Source organism: Chryseobacterium indologenes (assembly GCA_016025055.1).
Taxonomy (GTDB): Bacteria; Bacteroidota; Bacteroidia; order Flavobacteriales; family Weeksellaceae; genus Chryseobacterium; species Chryseobacterium indologenes.
In genome coordinates, this window is record CP065590.1 from 137,515 (window position 1) to 154,771 (window position 17,257).

Sequence of the window (17,257 nt, forward strand, 5' to 3'; positions counted from 1 at the left end):
AATTAAAAAATTTAACTGTAGTCCGAAAGAGTATGTTCTTAAGGGAGGAAGAAAACCTGAGATTATTGCCTCTGGATCAACACCAAAGAATTTAGTCCATGTTATTAAATTCTGGCCCTGAAAGTAAATTTTAGCACTTTTAAAAGGACTTGACGACATCGGTATATTATAACCAAATTCTAGGTTTTTTAATCTTACAAAGGATGCATCTGAAACAGCAGCAGTACTTCCTTTAAATAAATTATGATTGAGCAAATTTTTTGATGCACTATAAGGCATATATGTTCCGTTAGGATTTTCGGCAGACCAAACATCCAGTACTTCCACAGGTTGGTTAACCATTGTACCCGGAAGAGGCATAATTGAATTTTGGTTATAGTTTTTCTTTTTGACGAATTGAAATAAAAAATATAAATCCCAATTTTTATATCGAATACTGTTATTTATGCCACCAAAAATTTAATTTGAAGATCTTCAATAACCTGACGGTCATCTGGAGAAGATATTTTGCCGTCTCCATTAAAATCAGTGAACTGATAAAGTCCTGTCTGCGGATTAATACCTTCCAATTGATATAGCTTAACAATCTGCGTTGAAGAGCCAATGGAATATTGACTTGCATAAGGTGAACCGGCTAGACCTGGAAATGATAACAGTTTATTTTTAGGGAATGTTATATTAAGATTAGTTTCCCAATTAAAGTTCTTAGTTGAAACTGGTCTTGCATTTATTTCAAATTCCAGTCCGGTATTCTGCACTGTAGCGTCCAGATTTGCTGTCACACTTGGAAATCCAGTTACGGCAGATAGTTGGTAGCCAACCAATTGATTTGAAGATCTATTACGATAATATGCTAAATTAGTAGTAATACGGTTGTCCAAAAAACCTAGTTCAATTGCAGTTTCAAACTTTCTTGTTTTTTCCCAACTGTAATTGGGATTAAATAGTCTGGCAGGTAACAGTCCGGTAATTCCATTGTATATTAATGTTGAGGAAACATTATAATTATCCAAAAATTGAAAATCCCCGATATTATCACTTCCTGTCGAACCATAGCTACCGCGAATCTTACCAAAAGATAACCATTTAGAATCCTTTAGAAAATTTTCCTTTGTAAAGATCCATGCGGCTCCCAACGCTCCAAAATTTGCAAATCTGTTATTAGGTCCAAAACGACTGCTCCCATCACGTCTACCAGTAACATTCAGGATATAACGATTTTTATACTGATAATTTAACCTACCAAATAATGCGGCATATCTATATTCAATAGATGATTGGTCGCCCATTCTTATCGTTTTTGCAGCGGAAACATTTGTAATAAACTGATTGCTTTCAAATCCTATTCCTGTAATTTCATCAGTATTCCTAACATTTCTCTGAAAACTTCCCCCTATCAAAAAATCAATTTTATGGTTTCCCCAATTTTTTGACCAGTTTAATTGAGGTTCAATAATGAAAGAAAATATATCCTGATCTTTTTTTCTTGATTGTGAAGTTGCACTGGAAGCACCGCTTGCAAGGGATGGATTATTGACTGTATTGGGAAGTAGAGATAATTCATTTATTGCCGTGTAATTTAATCCTGCATTAATCTTAAATTTCATATCCGAGTAAAGCTTGTAATCAGCGTTTATATTAGTTTGAAAGAGCTTGGTATCGTTACTATAAGTGGCATTAAAGGCCGCTAAAGGATTGTTAAAAGTATTTCCGGCCCAATTTAAACTTCCATCTTCATTATAGAGCAGAGGTGATACAGGTGGTAGCGTATAACTACTGCCAGTAATATCAGTTCTAACAACATTGTTTTTCTGATTGGTAAACATATTAGATAAACTGAGCTGAAAGCGGTTATCCTTTGAACGATGTGACAGATTAGAATTAAAAGTATTGCTGAGATATTTATAACCTTGTCCAAAAGGAGTTGTCTGCTCATTGTGTCCGAGGCTGACTAAAAAACTGGTTGTTTCACTACCACCGCTCAATGAAAGTTGGGTGTTACTATAGGTTGCTTTGTTTCCGATCAATGTTTTTTCCCAATCTATTTCATTGTTTCCCCAAGCGCCATTAAGATCATAGGCTGTTGCCGGATAGTTTACAACTCCGTCATTCAGGTAAGCTGTACGGCGCATGTTAAGGTATTGGTCCTTGTTTAATAATTTGAGGTTGGAAATAGCCTCACTTATACCGTAATTGGTTGTAAGTCGTACACTCAGTCTACCTGATTTACCTTTTTTAGTGGTTATTAATATAACTCCGTTTGCTCCTCTGGAACCATAGATAGCAGTCGCATCAGCATCTTTTAGTACCTCAATGCTCTCGATATCACCCGGATTTATGCTATTTAATGGATTAATCTTACCAGAAGGCATCACTGTAGCGCCGATTTGCGTGTTTTCAGCTGTTATTTCACTTAAAGGTACACCATCAACCACATAGAGTGGAAGATTACCGTCAATCGAGGAATTCATACTTGTTCTTAAACTATTCTGTCCCCTGATCTGTATTGTAAACCCTCCACCGGGAATACCGGAATTTTGCGTGATATTAACTCCTGACATTCGGCCCTGCAAAGAGGATAATACATTCGTTACAGGCTGGTTTTCGATATCTTTTGCCTTAACCTTTGAAATACTTCCAGTGCTGTTCCTTTCGGTGACTTTATAGTATCCGGCATTTAAAGTGATTTCTTCAATTTTTGTTTCTTTACCCGCAAAAGACTCGGATTTTAATGTGTCAACAGGTAAACTTTGATCTTGTGGAGTTATTTGGCTAATTGCTTTAATTTTCTTTTCGCGAATGACAACCGTATTATTAAAAATGGTTGTTTCAAAGGGTAATTCCTTGAATAACTTCGCAAGGCAATCCATTAATAATTCGTTATTGCATTTTGTGCTTGGCACTTTGTAGTTTATAAATGACTTCTTTTTATAAGAAAAACGACGTATTTTATTTTCCTTCAAAAAGAGTTCAATTGCATCAACTGCGGGTAATGCTTCCGAATCATAATTTACTCTCATGGTAGAGAGATTCTCTTGGGCATTAAGACCCTGCCATCCGATCAAAAAGAACACGGCGGCTTTGTACAAAATTTTCATATTTTTGTAACGTATTTATAATTAATAATTCATCGAACAGTTATTGGTTGAATACATTGGCCGACGGTCGCACCCGTCGGTCATTTTCTTATTCAACATTTAAATTTTCGGCTTCACGTGTCGTCACTGAGCGAGGGCATAATTAAAGCCCATAGTTTTTCACTCCAATTGAAATGTTTTATCATTGATTTGTTTTATTTTGAAATCCAGCTGGAAAGCAATGATTTCAATAAGGGATTTAGCGGTAGAATTAGTAGATGAAATCGTAATCTTAACCACCTTATCTTTATCAGGGATTATCATTTTTACGTTATAGGTTTCTTCTATGATTTGGGCTACTTTACTTAGTGAGCAATCGTTGAAGGATAAACTTGATTTAAGTTGAGATTCTGTTGACCGTGATGTGGCAGATATTCTTGCAACTTGTACAGTTCCCAAATTTGAAAACGTTTCTTTTGGTTTTAGTTCAAATGATTCGTTAGGTTTTTCAGATCTATAGACCAACACCTTACCTTCATACAGGTCAACACTGAAAGATTTTTCATTTTGATAAATCTTAAAAACGGTTCCCAATACTTTAGTCTCATAATTTCTACCATGAACAATAAATGGATGTTCTTTTGATTTAGAAATTTTAAAGATTGCGTCTCCATCAAGTGTAACTTCACGTGTATCTGAAGGAAATGACTTTTCAACAGTCAGCTTCGCTCCTTTTTGTAAAATTACTTCTGATTTGTCAGGCAGTAAGACCTTACGAGGATCAGAAACGGCCATATAGACATCTGGCTTAATCAAAAAATTATAGCCTAAAACGCTACCACTTAAAATCACGACTGCAGCAATGCCGCCGTACATTATATTTTTACGATTTCTTTTTTGCTTTTCTTTACGACGAATAGCGATTAAAGCATTTGTCCATACTTTATTCTCTTCTTCCTCTGTGAGATAGGGAAAATTGTCTTTCATAAAAGAGCCTTTATTATGTATAGGAGAACGGAGGAAAAAACCACACGGTTTTTATGAAAAATTAACTTATTTTATGATACTTTAACATCATTTAGTAATTTTCACTTTGTCTCTCAGGTAGATCATAGATTGATGTATATGCTTTTCAACCGTTCTTTTGGAGATATTGAAATTAGCGGCAATTTTCTCTTGCGTGACACCCTCTATTTTATTCATTTTGAAAATTTTTCTACGAAGCGGAGGAAATAACTCTTCAATTGCTGTTTCTATTTCTGAGAGATTTCGCTCCTTATTTTCTGCAATGATTAAATCTTCATGCGAAGTATCGGAAAAATGTAAGGGTAGATCGCTAGTTTTATCGATTTTTGCGTTCCTATAAAAATGTGCTATTTCCTGTTGGCAGGTTTTTACAACTATGCTTTCAATATTGCCAGCATCCAGTTTAGACCGATATTCCCATATATGAATAATGACATTCTGAAAGACATCCAAAACATCGTCCCTATTATTGATCTTTTTATAAATGAGAGAAAATATTAGTGGATTAAATTTATGAAGAAGCTTATGATATTGTTGTTCTTCAATTCTGATATGTCGGTTAAGAGACCACATTGTGTTAATAGCAAAATTAGTAATTTTTTAATATATAATTAAATTTATCGAAATAATTTTTAATTATACTGGAAAAATATACCACAACATCAGCATTTTTCATAATTACATTCTCAACAATAAAACACTATTATCATTTGGAATATTTATTTCTAAAAAATTAATATATTAGCAGTCGGAATATTTAATAGAATATTAAGATATAAACGAGCGTAAGCTATCGAAAATTTAATCTAAAGAAAACCGCTAATTTTCAAAAACAGATGCAATTCGATAGACTTACGCCTGTGCCTACTATTGGCATGGGCTAAGTCTTTTCGGCATCTGGGTTCTTAGCGGTACCTCTTTAGACGATTGGCTTCAGTACCATGCCTTTCTTTGTTTATCCCCAATAAATAGGTAAGAAAGATAATTAAACTTCCCAAAGTTTAAAATGCGACAGGTTCTGACGTTTTCCAGTTATAATTTCGCTCCATATATTTTTTGAATGAGAATTTAAAAGTAAAAATTCCGTGAAAATACCTAGAGCCGAAAAACATAAATAGAATTAAATTGCAAATCCCTCCGAAAAAAGCACAGTTATACCGATGAGATATATTATTATACTATTTTTTAATGTCAGTTCTATTTGTCTCGGACAAATACCCAAGTTTCCTGAAATGCCCCAAAAGAATAATCTATTTAGGGTACAGGAAACACAGACGATCACTCCTGGTCGTTATAATCATTCTCGCATTAATTCCCATGCCGATCAACGTATAAATCAACAAGCAGATCAAGAACATATTAATAAGGAGGTTGAACGTCAGATTGCAGAGATAAGGGCCGAATCCTTCGCTAAGAACTTTAGGCTTGCTTCATTAGCAGATCAAAAAGGTACCTCTTCATATTATGCGGCTTATGAAAATCTGTCACAACTTGATCCCGAAAGCTATTCCATAGCAGATGCTGTTTTTATAGTTGAAAATGCTTATTACGATAACAATAAAAACTTCCATGAATCTTACCAAAATCAAATCCAAAAAGCAACTAATATTATAAGAAATGATTTAAAGAAAAACGGAGTGGAAGATTCTGACAACGTTTCCAAGAATCTATCAATTTTTAGGTATTTCGCGGAGGACAGTAAACAGAATGGGAAAGTAGTTCATAAGGCTATGAAATACGATTTTGACGATTATATGGGCGCCAAAGATTATTCAAAAATGTTTGTGTCTAAACTGATGAAAACCAATTCTGGTCAGTGTCATTCAATGCCATTACTATATCTAATATTAGCAGAACAAATTGGAGCGGATGCATATTTGGTAATGTCTCCGAATCACTCCTATATCAGATTTAAAAATGATGATGGAGAAATACTAAGTATTGAATTGACCAATGGAATGTTTTCTGCCAATTCCTTTGTACTCAATTCAGGATATATTAAAGCAGAGGCATTAAAGAATAAGCTATACATGCAAAACTTAAATAAACGGGAAGTTTTATCGCAGACATATGTGGATTTAGCAAGTGGTTATATACATAAATTTGGTTATGATGAATTCGTTTCTAAGGTTCTTGATAAGGCTTTGCTTTTAAATCCACAGAATATCAATGCGACTTTATGGAAAAGCAATACGGATCAAGTTCGTTTTATGCAGTCTTGCGCGAGATTTGGAATTGACCCTCAGATTAAGGAGCAGCTGCAAAATATCCGTAATTACCCACCATTGGAAGACCAATTTCGTCAAATAAATTTGAGCTTTGACTATATTGATCAATCGGGGTTTTCCCAGATGCCACTGGATCAATATGAAAAATGGCTCAGCTCATTAAGAAGTACTGAGAACAAACAAAAAAGTGATGAAATTGCGGAAAGGATCAAAATTTTAAACGCGCAAAAGCAGAGAGAAGCTCAAAATAAACCAAAACCTATCTTACCTAAAAAAGAATCCCCAAAGATTTACAAAATTCCAAAGGAATTTTTATAACTGATAATCAAGAAACAAATAAATTATGAGAAAGATTTTATTTTGTGTTTTCCTGTTTCTTATGTGCTTTTCGCAAGCGCAGGAAAAACAAAAGAAAAAACACACACAAAAGAAAAGAATGGGTAAACCCCGTTAAATTGACAAAAGAAGAGCGATCCCGCCCCTATATGTCGGAAGTGCTTAAGACAAGAGATAGCTTAAGTCCTGCCGAAGCCGAAAGAAGAAGAAAAAATATAGAAGCAGGAAACCCATTTAAAAAATATGGTTACTACCCCAAGGTAGCTACATTAAGTAAGGGAAAATACCTTGAATTTCATGATCAGGACAGTATTGTTACGATAGGATCAGTAAAATTCAACGTCAAAAAAGGTGAGGTTGTTGATTTCATTGAAGTAGATCTTGAAGATCCGGACGCACAACCGATCGGTGATACACATGGACGCTGGATGAGTCCTGACCCCCTGAGTGAAGAGTTCCCAAGTTGGAGCCCTTACAGTATGTCCTTCAATAACCCTGTAAGATTTAAAGATCCCACAGGTTTAGCGCCGGAAGATGCTACTGAGTGTTGTTGGTGGCTACGTTTAATGCCGTTATTTGAAGAATCGTCAATTAAACCGAACATAATTGAAACAGTTACCAAGACTGGTGAAGTAGGAACAAAGCAAAGTGAAGCCGTAACAAAAGCTCAGCAGGAACATTTCAATTTTGGTAGATATGTTGAAGAAAAACAGCTTGCGGAAATGGGAAAGGAGAAAAATACCAAAACCTATGAATACACCGATCCTAAGACTGGAAAGACCGGAAAAACTATACCCGACGCAATGACAGATGAAGGGGGAACTGTGGAAATAAAGCATGTTGCCAAACAATCGTTTACAAAACAGCTTAGGGGCCAGCAGGAAATTTCAAAAGCAAGTGGACAGGAAGCTATTTTGAAAATTAATGAATCTGCAAAACTAAGCGAACCGCTTAAAAATTCCGGTATTAATATTCAACGCTATACGCCTCCTGCAAAACCCAAAATTGATAATCTTAGAGTTACACCTGCTCCTGCTCCTAAGCTTATTCCTGTACCAAAACCTAAAGATCCCTGTGGTGGTGTTCCTGGGTGCACATAGTTTAAAAAGTATTATATTTATTTATGAATAATATTGAGAAATTGCTCAATGCCATAAAAGAGCAAGCAACAAAGTATTTAATTGAAAGTGGTGAATTCGCACCCTATGCTACCTATGTAAGAGCAAATGGTAACCTTACTAATATCTCTGCTTATTCAGAATCAACAAATTCAAAAGAAATGTATGATATTTTGCTGGCTGGCGCATATGATGATTTAAAAGATGAGGATATTCGGGTTTATGCTATTGCTCAGGACGGAAGATATCAGGGTAAGGATGTATTGGTTGTGGATTTAATTCTTTCACCTGAAAGCAGATTTCAGCAAATCTATCCCTATACTAAAGATGGTGAAAATGTAAAATTTGGGGAAATGATCTAAATTCAGATTTATGACGGATAATCCATATTTAAAATTTAAAGATGATGACCTAAAGGAATCTAAAGTTTTAGCCGAAGCATTAAATATTTCTGAAAGTGATTTTTTAAAAATTCAGGATTGGTTTGACCAGTTACTTCTATATCATCAAGAATTAACAAGTGATAAGGAAGAACAATTCAATGCGGAAAAGAACTTGGAGAATAGTTTCCATGAACTGATCTCATCAGAAATTGAAAAGAACAGCTATAAGTACATCCTGCCAAAATTGTTGCATTATAACAATGAATTTAATGGCGCATTTTTAAGGTCGTTATACGTCGCCAGATTGGGAGCTTTGCTCGGAAATAATCTTATCCCAAATTTTGTGAATGACAAGATGATTACGTATTCACCGGAAGATTATTTTCATATTACGGTTTATCTTAAGCATAACTATTTTGTTTCGCCGAACAGCAACTTTTTGGAAGGTATTATAAAAATTGAACAGTCCAGAAGTATTTTCAAAAAAGCTACTGTGGAAGTTAAACTATCAACTTTGAAAAATATACTGGAAATTATAAATCAGATCAGCTTCCACCATGACGTAATCTGTTTTAAAAAGATTTTAAAATTAGTGTCTCCCAAAGACATTTTATTGATTGATTATCTGAAAAAATTTAAAGTTGCCAATAATCAGTGCTGCTACAGAATTATTAACCGAATTATGAATTTGGAAATAGTTGAAAACAGTTGGGATGACTTTGAGATTAAAGTTCAGCTGATTCATTTCTTTGACACAGCGAGAGGCGCAAATCCCAGTTCGAGTTGGTTAAAAAAGTTAGATGAACTGACCGTAAGAGTAGGCAGTTCTAAACTTTTACAAACAGCAAATACAGTTTTGGATAATAATAATTGTACGGATCATAAAATAGATTATGGGGTCCAATGGAGCGATGATACGGCAAAACGATTTTTGAAATCGGCGCAATGGATTAAGGACATTTGTCGGTAAAAAAAATTAAAATTCGCTATTTGCCTAAATTGAGAAAAATTATAAAATTCCTCGTCAAATAAAATGGGTAAAAGAGTAAAAACAGAAATCGGGGACATATTCTCGGTGGAATTAGAAAATGGGAATAAAAAATATTTCCAATACATCGCTAATGACCGAACCCAATTGAACAGCGATGTTATTAGATCATTTAAAAGAGAATATCCAGCCCGTGTAATTCCTGATTATTCGGAACTGTTGAAGGGCGATATTGAATTTCATGCACATACCGTGATCAATATTGGAGTAAAACAGGGCTTATATATGCAGGAAGGTAAAAGTATTGTTTATCCAACTTTAGAGGAAGTCTTATTTCGGGATACAAATGATTATGGTAATAAAGTTGGGGATGAACCGATAAAAGTTTCTGAAAGGTGGTTTGTATGGAAAATTAATGATGAAGGTTTCAGAAAAGTTGGTAAACTGGAAGGAGAAAACCGAATCGCGGAAATTGGAATTGTAATACCGCCTTTTGCAATAGCGGAACGAATTAGGACAGGAAAATACAATTTCGTCTATCCAGATTTTGACTAAATAGATGGCAATATGAATAGCCTTACAATTAAGTTTTTTGGATGCTAATTTTAACCATAATAAAATACCCAATATTACCTATTTAAAAAGAAGCCACCAATTTCCCCCAAAGTATTAAGAGAATAATGGACAATCATATAACAATTGAGGTCGATGATAAATTTATATATAATTTATATAAGGCCAGCAGCACGCTATGGTACTTCGATCAGTTGATCGCAGGTGGATTTACAGGATATAATTCTATAAAGTTCAAAGACAAAAATGATGTTTTCGTTTGGTTGGAAAATATTGAAATTGAAGGAAAATATTACAAAGGAGTTCTCGCTGAAACAGGTCAGCCGGAAATCGTTCTCCGAAAAGAATCTGTTGACTGGCTGTTAATAGATAACCAACGACTGATAGGTGGCTACACCATACGTCATTATTACAATATGCTATCAGAGGATGAAAGAGTAAATTTTGAAATATATTGTGGATATCGTATTGATCATGGGAATGATTTTTTCAGACCAGACCGTTCAACTCCTGAAGGTGCAATAATCACTTTGGAAAATTTTTACAATGAAAATAATATGGAAGGTATTTTATCCTGTAAAGATTTTTATCTGGAAGCGGAAAATGTGATGCAAGAACACAATATGGATTGGGATTCAGAAATCCATTCTAAAGTAGTAAGCGTGCTGAGGGTTTCTCTATTAGAGGATTTAGAGAATAAAGGTTTTCCAAATTTTGAGACCATTGAGCGCGTGTTCAACCTTATAGAGAGAAGAAAAGATCAGGAGCTAATTGAAGAAACGCTTTACTATCCGGACGGATTTATAACGGTCAATAAATTTTGGGTTGGTCTAACAAAGGATAACGGTTGGAAAGTGTTGAATCTTGTTGAATAAAAAAATTAATGCAGGTAGCCATGAAATTAGATGAAATTATAAAAGCAATCAGAAGAAATACGATTAATGATTTCCTCACCGAAGAAGTGAGTGATATGGACTATGAGAAAATCATTCTGTATGGAGAGTACTCTATAGGAACTGATACAAATTATAGATTCTTTAAATTAAAAAGGGCAATGAAGGAATTACTCAATGATAATGGGATTACATATGAACGGCTTTGTTCACTAAAAGAACTTGGTTTATTAATAGATTATTATCTTTCTAAGTATGATCGAAAGACAGATGACGTACTTGCAATTGACATTATAGACCATATTCAAAATCCAGATTTTTAAATATATCCCATGTTGGGAACCAAAATTATGAAATACTTCTATCTCTCTTTATTTATCTTTTTTGCAGGGGTAATCAAAGCCCAGGTGAACCAGTTTTATACCGATGCCTACCAGACTATTGATAATATGCTGGACGATAAGCAGAAATACAGTTTTAAAACTGCTGTTCTGAGTGTGGAAAATGCATATTATCAGGGCAAACTAGACACAGTTGAGCTTGACAGGAAAATCCGATTTATGGCCAACTTTTGCAAAACAATTATTAAGAACCGGGATCTTACTTACAATGAAAAAGATAAGGAGACGGTTAGCAAATATGCTGCAATTTTCTCGGTGATCTGTGAGGAAACGCCAATTTTAATAAACCAGGATACGATTCGCTACAAACCATTTTCTTATGATTTTGAGGACGTGTTTGGACACAGAGAGCTGGCGAATCTGTTTGTTTCCAAACTGATAAATACACAGAAAGGCAACTGTAACTCGTTGCCCTACCTATATAAGATCCTCGCCGAGGAAATTGGTGTAAATGCTAATTTGGCCCTTGCTCCCAATCATATTTATATAAAGCATAACATTAAGTCAATAGGTTGGTATAATACCGAACTTACCAGTGGTATATTCCCACAGGATTCCTGGCTAATGGCATCGGGGTTTATCCATTTGGATGCGATTGAAAATGGTGTATATATGAAAGCGCTTGATGATAAAGAAAGCTTAGCGTTGTGCTTGGTAGATCTGGCAAATGCATTTAATAGGTCTTTTCCGGATAATGATGGCAGCTTCGCTTTAAAATGTGCTGATCGTGCGATACAAATATTTCCGAATCTGATAACGGCCTTAATTCTAAAAACGGAAACGCATAAAAACCAATATTTAAAACTTGAAAAAAATTCTTCAAGTGCTGTCAGGCTGCTTTCAAAAATCAATGCTGAATATAGTTACATACATAAGATCGGATACAGAAATATGCCGGAAGGAATGTATTTAGAGTGGTTAACATCATTAAAAATCGAAAGAAAAAAATATAGTGATCAAAGAGTAGTACTTTGAATAAATCAATAACTGTTAGTTCTTGAAATTAAAAGTTCGACTTCTAATTGTAATTTGTTTACTGCCACTTTTTCAAATATTGCCTAAAAAAAAGATAAATAGATCACAGTTTTCTACGTTTACGTTTACTCTTTCTTTTCATCCGGTTTTCAAAATCAATTTCCTCAAAATCTTCTCCCTGTGATCCTGGTATCATTGAGCCCGTTCCCTCAATAAAATTATCGGTCAGATTGGTTAAAATTCCTTCATCTATGAAATCAAATAATTTATGGATCGGCAGGTCATTTTTTTGACCAGTACCATAATCATCGCTGAGTGGCCTTGCCCCTATCGACCAATACTCGTTAAAGAAATTTGCAGAAAGGTTCTTCCCTAACTGTGAGCCGTTCCAGACAGAATGACTTTCATGGTCGATAAAAGTTACACCATAAATTCTACCTTCATCATTTCTGCGTACTACAATATTGATTCCCTGTTTTGCCAACTGTTTTTTAAATTCTATCTCACTATTGGTAATTGCTAGAACAGATTCACAGGTATTCTTTAAAATTGATTTTGCTGGGCTGGATTTCATAGCGATTTTGCTTTCTTCAAAATGACTGAGTAGAAATTCCATTCCAGCCTTTTTTCCGAATAATGAAGCTTTAAAAGGATTGCTCGCTTTATTACCTTTTTCATCCAACGCAAAATAAACAAGACCACTTTTAGGCTGTCCCTGAATTTCTCCTTTAACCTCTTCGGCGGTGATATTAAATAATGATAAAAGCGCGTTATACCCCCCAAGAGTCTGAAATTGGTAGTGTTGGGGTATATATCGGACCACCGCTGAAATCTGGCTCTTGATATTTCCTTTTTTATGGTTAACAGGTCTAAAATTAAGCTCATCTTTAGTTAATTTTTCCGTTGCGGGCAATAACCCATATTCCTTTTCAATATTCCTGCAGATAGTCATCGATTTGCCGTGATCATTATAATCGGGAATTTTCTTTCCGTCAGATTTTACACATGTGGTAACTATGTGCATATGGGTTCTTTCAATATCTGTATGTTTAAATATAATGTAAGGCTGATTTCCAAATCCCATTTTTTTCATATATTCATTGGCAATATTAATAAGATCATCGTCCACTACTTTATCATTCGGATCAGGATTTAAAGAAATATGACGGATTGGTTTCTCTGTTTTATTGTTAGCTGTAAGATATGGATCAAAACATTTCATTAGATAACTGACCGAATAAGTTCCATCGAAACTTTCCGGCATATTATTAAGACCAAGAATCTCCCCATTTTCACTTGCTACTTTTTGAAAATTGTAGGTAATTACTCCGTAAAGGTTTGCTCCTTTCCCAATTTTAGCGATCATTTTTCAAGGTGTTTTTTTTCAAATTCGCGTGTTAAGTCAATGATTTTCCGACAAAGTTCTGCAAGTTCAGCAGTCTGATTTTCTAATTTGAAAAGATATGCCGCGGCCTTTTTCTCTGAAAAATTTCGGTATAAAATCTTTACTATCTGGTTATAATTTACGCCTATTGATCGGAATTGGCTATATAAATTGGTTAACCTGGTATGATAATCCACTGCATTCATATCAATTTTTACTGTCTTTATGGTTCTATCAAACATGCAAGCTGTGATAAAATGGGCCATTACTTTCATACCTGACTTCTCAAATAGCGATAAGAAACGATCATTCTCCTTATCGTTCAAACTTATGGAATACCGGTGTCTTGCCGGATCAACCTTGGGCTTGCGCCCAGACTTTTGATTTGCTCTTTTTTTGATTGTCCATTGTCAAAAATTAATGTTTTAATGAAAACCTCGACTTCGGAGAGTGTTTTTAAAGCCCCGCTAGGGCAAGTTGTTTTGAGCGGCGGAATTTATTTCGAGCTGCTCAAAAGATAACTTGCTCCTTTCCGATGAAAGGATTCCGCCAGCGATGGCGGATTGAGTAACAACGATTAAAGGATTTTATTTTTTAAATCCATCAACAGTATATGAGCTTCTTTTATGTCTTCCACGAATCCTATACAAAGTAAAGGCTAGTTTTTCAAAGGCTCACCATATCAACAAGAGCCAAAAACCGCCGCTTCTGGTCAATCAATTCCAGGTAATTATAGTGCATTAAAAAATACTTCTTCTTTGTGCTATCAAGCAAGATAAGCTGATAGTTTTCCGGATATCAGGCAGGCAAAAAGTCATGGGGGCAAATCATCAGGCCAGTTATACAGCGAACTTGTTTTCAAGCCTGCCAGAAAACATGATTTCAGGACGACAGTCGAGTTATGATCCTGTCCCGCCTGAAAAATATCCGGGATTCAGGGATGAAGGAAGAATTGATGGACAGATTGCTTTCCGGAAATAAATAAGATCGGCAGGATGGATAGAAAGTCTGAAGGATAGGATGAAAATCGGCAAGAATGCAGGCTTGACGGATTCCTTTTGGAAAATCAGTCAGTCATTCTATCTGGAAAGAGAACAATAAATATGGCAAGCCATCACGCAGGAGATCCGGTTTGCAGGATAGACCAAATACTATTTTATAATAATTTTTAAAAATCTAGAAAAATGGAAAAAAAGAAAAAAAACATTATTTGTGGCATTCTCCAGCCAAAAGGGAGGTGTCGGTAAAAGTACTTTCACCGCGATTTTAGCGAGTACATTACATTATAGTCGAGGACTTAATGTAGCTGTTTTTGACTGCGACTATCCCCAACACAGTCTTGCCCAGATGAGACAGAGAGACCAATCCGCAATTATGAAAAATGAGACCTTTAAAAAATTGGCTTTCCAACAATTTAAGACAATAAATAAGAAAGCTTATCCCATATTTCAATGTAAGCCTGAACTTGCCTTAAAAGAAGCAGAGCAATTTTTAAAATTGTCGCCCATTCCTGTTGACATCATATTTTTTGATCTACCTGGAACAGTTAACACTCCCGGCCTTCTAAGCACTCTTGCGGGAATGAACCACATTTTTTCTCCGATAACTGCGGATCGCGTTGTGCTTGAAAGTACACTTTCTTTTACCGATGTCATGACCAACGTTTTGATCAAAAATGGAGAGACCTCGATTGAAACAATTAGACTCTTCTGGAATCAGGTAGACGGCAGGGAAAGGTCTGTTCTATATAACCATTATGATAAAATAATTCATGAACTGGGATTGACATTGATGGAAACTAGAGTTACTGACAGCAAACGATTCAGAAAAGAAAGTGAATCAGAAGCGAAAACGGTTTTTAGGTCAACTCTGCTCCCACCGGATAGAAGACTTGTAAGGTCCTGTAAAATGGATATGTTCATTGAGGAATTTCTGAAAACAATAAAACTGAAGGATAATGGATAAAAATGAGAAAAAAGCGAACCTCCCAAAAGTTGATGAAGAATATCTTATGCAAGTTATGGCTGAGGGTACACGGGATCCAAATCTGCCAGTTCAGCAAGAACCTTCTGCTGAAAATAAGCCTGTGGTGAAAGATAAACCGAAAGGAAAAAGACAGCCAGAAGGAAGCTACGGGGAACTTTTTCTTAAAAATCATTCCATGAACCGAAGAGGTGAAAAGAGTATCTATATCAGGCCGGAATATCATGAACGTTTATCAAGAATAGTACAGGTTATTGGCGAAGATAAAATCCCGTTGTATGCCTATCTAGACAATATTCTGAATCACCACTTTGAACTTTTTGAAAAGGCAATTACAGATGACTTCAATGATAAGTTTAAACCAATCTTCTAATTATTTCAATTTATAACAATGAATATCAAAATGAAAAAACAACAGAATAGCCAATTGAAAAAAACACTTCATATAGATGAGTATGAATGTGCTTTTTTAAAGCCGACAAGTACTGTAGCCAGATGTGGAAAATCGGTTTACATATGTTCGGATTTTCACAAGAAACTTACCCGGATCGTATGTATCCTTGGGGACGGTGAAATTACCCTCACTGACTATATCCATAATGTCCTGAAGCAGCATTTTGAAAATTTCGCTGACGAGATAAACACAATCCATGCCCTGAACCAAAAACCAATATTATAACGATGGAAGTATTGATTTTAATCTTTCTTTTAACAATAATCATTCTTTTGTTGAAAGATAAATTGGTTATAAACAAAATTACAAGAACTCAGATCGTCGCTCCTAAGAAAGATCAGAAGGATATCATGGGCAAATCCAACTATGATGGAAGACTTACCGCGCCAAGTGTATCCACTGAAAGCCAAATAAATGAGCGAAAGGATAAAGAGAATAATTTTGAAATGAAAACCGAGGGAAAGGGTTTAGAACATCCTGTTCCAGATGGAAATTCTGATGAAAATTCCGAAGAGCAAATTGACTACGAGGAAGAAGAGGAAGAATTTAAAAACATGGGACTTCCAAATGATGTCAGAGGGTATGCCAAAGGGGTTTCCTTTCAGGAACTCAATGATGCCGGGCAGGTATTAAGGAACAATGATCCGGAACCTGTTTCAGTTAAAAAGGCCGTTGCTGTAGTTCGTAAAATAGAAGGTACCGACCTGTTCTATCTTTTGGAAAATGCTATGGAAGGTTCATCCCGTAAGATCGCAGATCTTTTGAATAAGAATTTGCCAAACGAAGAAGAACCTAAAACTTCTGAAAACAGTGATGATTTTAACATTGGGGATTTTATTTAAGATCCCCTTTGTTTTTTTACCGGCTTTCAAGTCATTAGTTCTTTAAAAAATCCTTCTCATTATTTGCCGTTGAAGTACAAAACCTGTTATATGATTTATTTTTAGGGCGACAGCGCAATTGAAAGACAAAAGATGCCCTAAAATTCCTTTTAAACAATGCTATTGCTTTTCCAAACATTTTTGCTCCATAACAATAACAAATATTCATTATTATGGAACAGACCAAAAGACAACTCCCGGAAATTGAAATAAGTGGAACTGTTTTTCAATTTGACATTGATAGGCTTGCTCTTATAGAAAAAGACAATCCAGCCAATTCGATCAGCTTTGCCTACATGGAAGATCATGGGACACACTATTCCTTTAATTACAGCCCAATCTCTAAAAATCACGATTTTATCGTTATCGATCCCGAATTTGACGACACTGGAAAAATTATCCTTGATCCTTATTTTGAGACCAGCCAGAATGTTAAAATTCCAAGGATTACAGAGATTGATCCATTAGGGTTTAGCCAGAAGTACAATTGCACCAGCAAAGATATGGTTGAGAAGACTGACTTTGAATTGATGGTTAACCAGGATGTTTACAATAAG

16 protein-coding genes and 1 pseudogene are annotated in these 17,257 nt (G+C 35.2%); 13 read left to right on the forward strand and 4 right to left on the reverse strand.

All coding sequences use genetic code 11. The features are described 5' to 3' along the window. Positions 1-9: 9 nt before the first annotated feature. The 3 genes and pseudogenes from H3Z85_00560 to H3Z85_00570 all read right to left on the reverse strand — a co-directional run bounded on the left by H3Z85_00560 (position 10) and on the right by H3Z85_00570 (position 4,676). A pseudogene (locus H3Z85_00560) lies at positions 10-3,098 on the reverse strand (SusC/RagA family TonB-linked outer membrane protein). A 159-nt stretch (positions 3,099-3,257) separates the two neighbouring features. Continuing rightward, complete coding sequence (locus tag H3Z85_00565; GenBank protein ID QPQ52053.1) at positions 3,258-4,064, reverse strand: FecR family protein; 807 nt, start codon at positions 4,062-4,064, stop codon at positions 3,258-3,260. A gap of 87 nt (positions 4,065-4,151) precedes the next feature. Further along, positions 4,152-4,676, reverse strand: coding sequence for a sigma-70 family RNA polymerase sigma factor (locus H3Z85_00570; GenBank protein QPQ52054.1), 525 nt, complete (start codon positions 4,674-4,676; stop codon positions 4,152-4,154). A gap of 587 nt (positions 4,677-5,263) precedes the next feature. Between H3Z85_00570 and H3Z85_00575 the strand changes: the two genes are divergently transcribed. The 8 genes from H3Z85_00575 (at position 5,264) to H3Z85_00610 (ending at position 11,998) form a co-directional block, all read left to right on the forward strand. Continuing rightward, a complete protein-coding gene (locus H3Z85_00575) occupies positions 5,264-6,649 on the forward strand; it encodes a hypothetical protein (protein QPQ52055.1) in 1,386 nt (461 codons plus the stop codon). Positions 6,650-6,816: 167 nt separating this feature from the next. Continuing rightward, positions 6,817-7,767 carry a cell well associated RhsD protein gene (locus H3Z85_00580; protein QPQ52056.1) on the forward strand — a complete coding sequence of 317 codons (951 nt, stop codon included), beginning with the start codon at positions 6,817-6,819 and terminating at the stop codon, positions 7,765-7,767. 23 nt (positions 7,768-7,790) lie between these two features. Further along, on the forward strand, positions 7,791-8,147 hold the full coding sequence (locus tag H3Z85_00585) for a hypothetical protein (GenBank protein QPQ52057.1): 357 nt from the start codon (positions 7,791-7,793) through the stop codon (positions 8,145-8,147). Positions 8,148-8,157: 10 nt separating this feature from the next. Then, positions 8,158-9,138 (forward strand): hypothetical protein, encoded by a 981-nt coding sequence (locus H3Z85_00590; GenBank protein QPQ52058.1) that lies wholly within the window; start codon positions 8,158-8,160, stop codon positions 9,136-9,138. Between the two features lie 63 nt (positions 9,139-9,201). Beyond that, positions 9,202-9,711, forward strand: coding sequence for a hypothetical protein (locus H3Z85_00595; GenBank protein QPQ52059.1), 510 nt, complete (start codon positions 9,202-9,204; stop codon positions 9,709-9,711). Positions 9,712-9,836: 125 nt separating this feature from the next. Then, complete coding sequence (locus H3Z85_00600) at positions 9,837-10,604, forward strand: DUF2314 domain-containing protein (protein QPQ52060.1); 768 nt, start codon at positions 9,837-9,839, stop codon at positions 10,602-10,604. A 20-nt stretch (positions 10,605-10,624) separates the two neighbouring features. Further along, positions 10,625-10,945 carry a hypothetical protein gene (locus H3Z85_00605; protein QPQ52061.1) on the forward strand — a complete coding sequence of 107 codons (321 nt, stop codon included), beginning with the start codon at positions 10,625-10,627 and terminating at the stop codon, positions 10,943-10,945. Between the two features lie 27 nt (positions 10,946-10,972). Continuing rightward, positions 10,973-11,998, forward strand: a complete 1,026-nt coding sequence (locus H3Z85_00610) for a hypothetical protein (GenBank protein ID QPQ52062.1) — start codon at positions 10,973-10,975, stop codon at positions 11,996-11,998. 103 nt (positions 11,999-12,101) lie between these two features. On the opposite strand, the gene H3Z85_00615 is transcribed toward H3Z85_00610, so the two are convergent. Next, on the reverse strand, positions 12,102-13,364 hold the full coding sequence (locus tag H3Z85_00615) for a relaxase/mobilization nuclease domain-containing protein (GenBank protein ID QPQ52063.1): 1,263 nt from the start codon (positions 13,362-13,364) through the stop codon (positions 12,102-12,104). Between the two features lie 834 nt (positions 13,365-14,198). Between H3Z85_00615 and H3Z85_00620 the strand changes: the two genes are divergently transcribed. The 5 genes from H3Z85_00620 (at position 14,199) to H3Z85_00640 (ending at position 16,661) form a co-directional block, all read left to right on the forward strand. Beyond that, positions 14,199-14,363, forward strand: a complete 165-nt coding sequence (locus tag H3Z85_00620; protein ID QPQ52064.1) for a hypothetical protein — start codon at positions 14,199-14,201, stop codon at positions 14,361-14,363. 183 nt (positions 14,364-14,546) lie between these two features. Next, positions 14,547-15,347 (forward strand): ParA family protein, encoded by an 801-nt coding sequence (locus tag H3Z85_00625; protein ID QPQ53814.1) that lies wholly within the window; start codon positions 14,547-14,549, stop codon positions 15,345-15,347. After that, positions 15,340-15,738: a DUF3408 domain-containing protein gene (locus H3Z85_00630; GenBank protein ID QPQ52065.1), complete on the forward strand. Its 399-nt coding sequence runs from the start codon at positions 15,340-15,342 to the stop codon at positions 15,736-15,738. Before H3Z85_00625 ends, H3Z85_00630 begins: the two co-directional genes overlap by 8 nt. Before the next feature lie 30 nt (positions 15,739-15,768). Then, positions 15,769-16,044: a DUF3408 domain-containing protein gene (locus H3Z85_00635; GenBank protein ID QPQ52066.1), complete on the forward strand. Its 276-nt coding sequence runs from the start codon at positions 15,769-15,771 to the stop codon at positions 16,042-16,044. Between the two features lie 62 nt (positions 16,045-16,106). Then, the gene (locus H3Z85_00640; GenBank protein QPQ52067.1) at positions 16,107-16,661 is read left to right on the forward strand and encodes a hypothetical protein; all 555 of its coding nucleotides are present in this window, start codon (positions 16,107-16,109) and stop codon (positions 16,659-16,661) included. Positions 16,662-17,257 lie beyond the last annotated feature (596 nt).

Excerpts from the sequence above, each read along its gene's own strand:
- H3Z85_00565 (QPQ52053.1), bottom strand. The coding sequence starts at position 4,064 with ATGAAAGACAATTTTCCCTATCTCACAGAGGAAGAAGAGAATAAAGTA.
- H3Z85_00570 (QPQ52054.1), bottom strand. The coding sequence starts at position 4,676 with ATGTGGTCTCTTAACCGACATATCAGAATTGAAGAACAACAATATCAT.
- H3Z85_00575 (QPQ52055.1), top strand. The coding sequence starts at position 5,264 with ATGAGATATATTATTATACTATTTTTTAATGTCAGTTCTATTTGTCTC.
- H3Z85_00580 (QPQ52056.1), top strand. The coding sequence starts at position 6,817 with ATGTCGGAAGTGCTTAAGACAAGAGATAGCTTAAGTCCTGCCGAAGCC.
- H3Z85_00585 (QPQ52057.1), top strand. The coding sequence starts at position 7,791 with ATGAATAATATTGAGAAATTGCTCAATGCCATAAAAGAGCAAGCAACA.
- H3Z85_00590 (QPQ52058.1), top strand. The coding sequence starts at position 8,158 with ATGACGGATAATCCATATTTAAAATTTAAAGATGATGACCTAAAGGAA.
- H3Z85_00595 (QPQ52059.1), top strand. The coding sequence starts at position 9,202 with ATGGGTAAAAGAGTAAAAACAGAAATCGGGGACATATTCTCGGTGGAA.
- H3Z85_00600 (QPQ52060.1), top strand. The coding sequence starts at position 9,837 with ATGGACAATCATATAACAATTGAGGTCGATGATAAATTTATATATAAT.
- H3Z85_00605 (QPQ52061.1), top strand. The coding sequence starts at position 10,625 with ATGAAATTAGATGAAATTATAAAAGCAATCAGAAGAAATACGATTAAT.
- H3Z85_00610 (QPQ52062.1), top strand. The coding sequence starts at position 10,973 with ATGAAATACTTCTATCTCTCTTTATTTATCTTTTTTGCAGGGGTAATC.
- H3Z85_00615 (QPQ52063.1), bottom strand. The coding sequence starts at position 13,364 with ATGATCGCTAAAATTGGGAAAGGAGCAAACCTTTACGGAGTAATTACC.
- H3Z85_00620 (QPQ52064.1), top strand. The coding sequence starts at position 14,199 with ATGGGGGCAAATCATCAGGCCAGTTATACAGCGAACTTGTTTTCAAGC.
- H3Z85_00630 (QPQ52065.1), top strand. The coding sequence starts at position 15,340 with ATGGATAAAAATGAGAAAAAAGCGAACCTCCCAAAAGTTGATGAAGAA.
- H3Z85_00635 (QPQ52066.1), top strand. The coding sequence starts at position 15,769 with ATGAAAAAACAACAGAATAGCCAATTGAAAAAAACACTTCATATAGAT.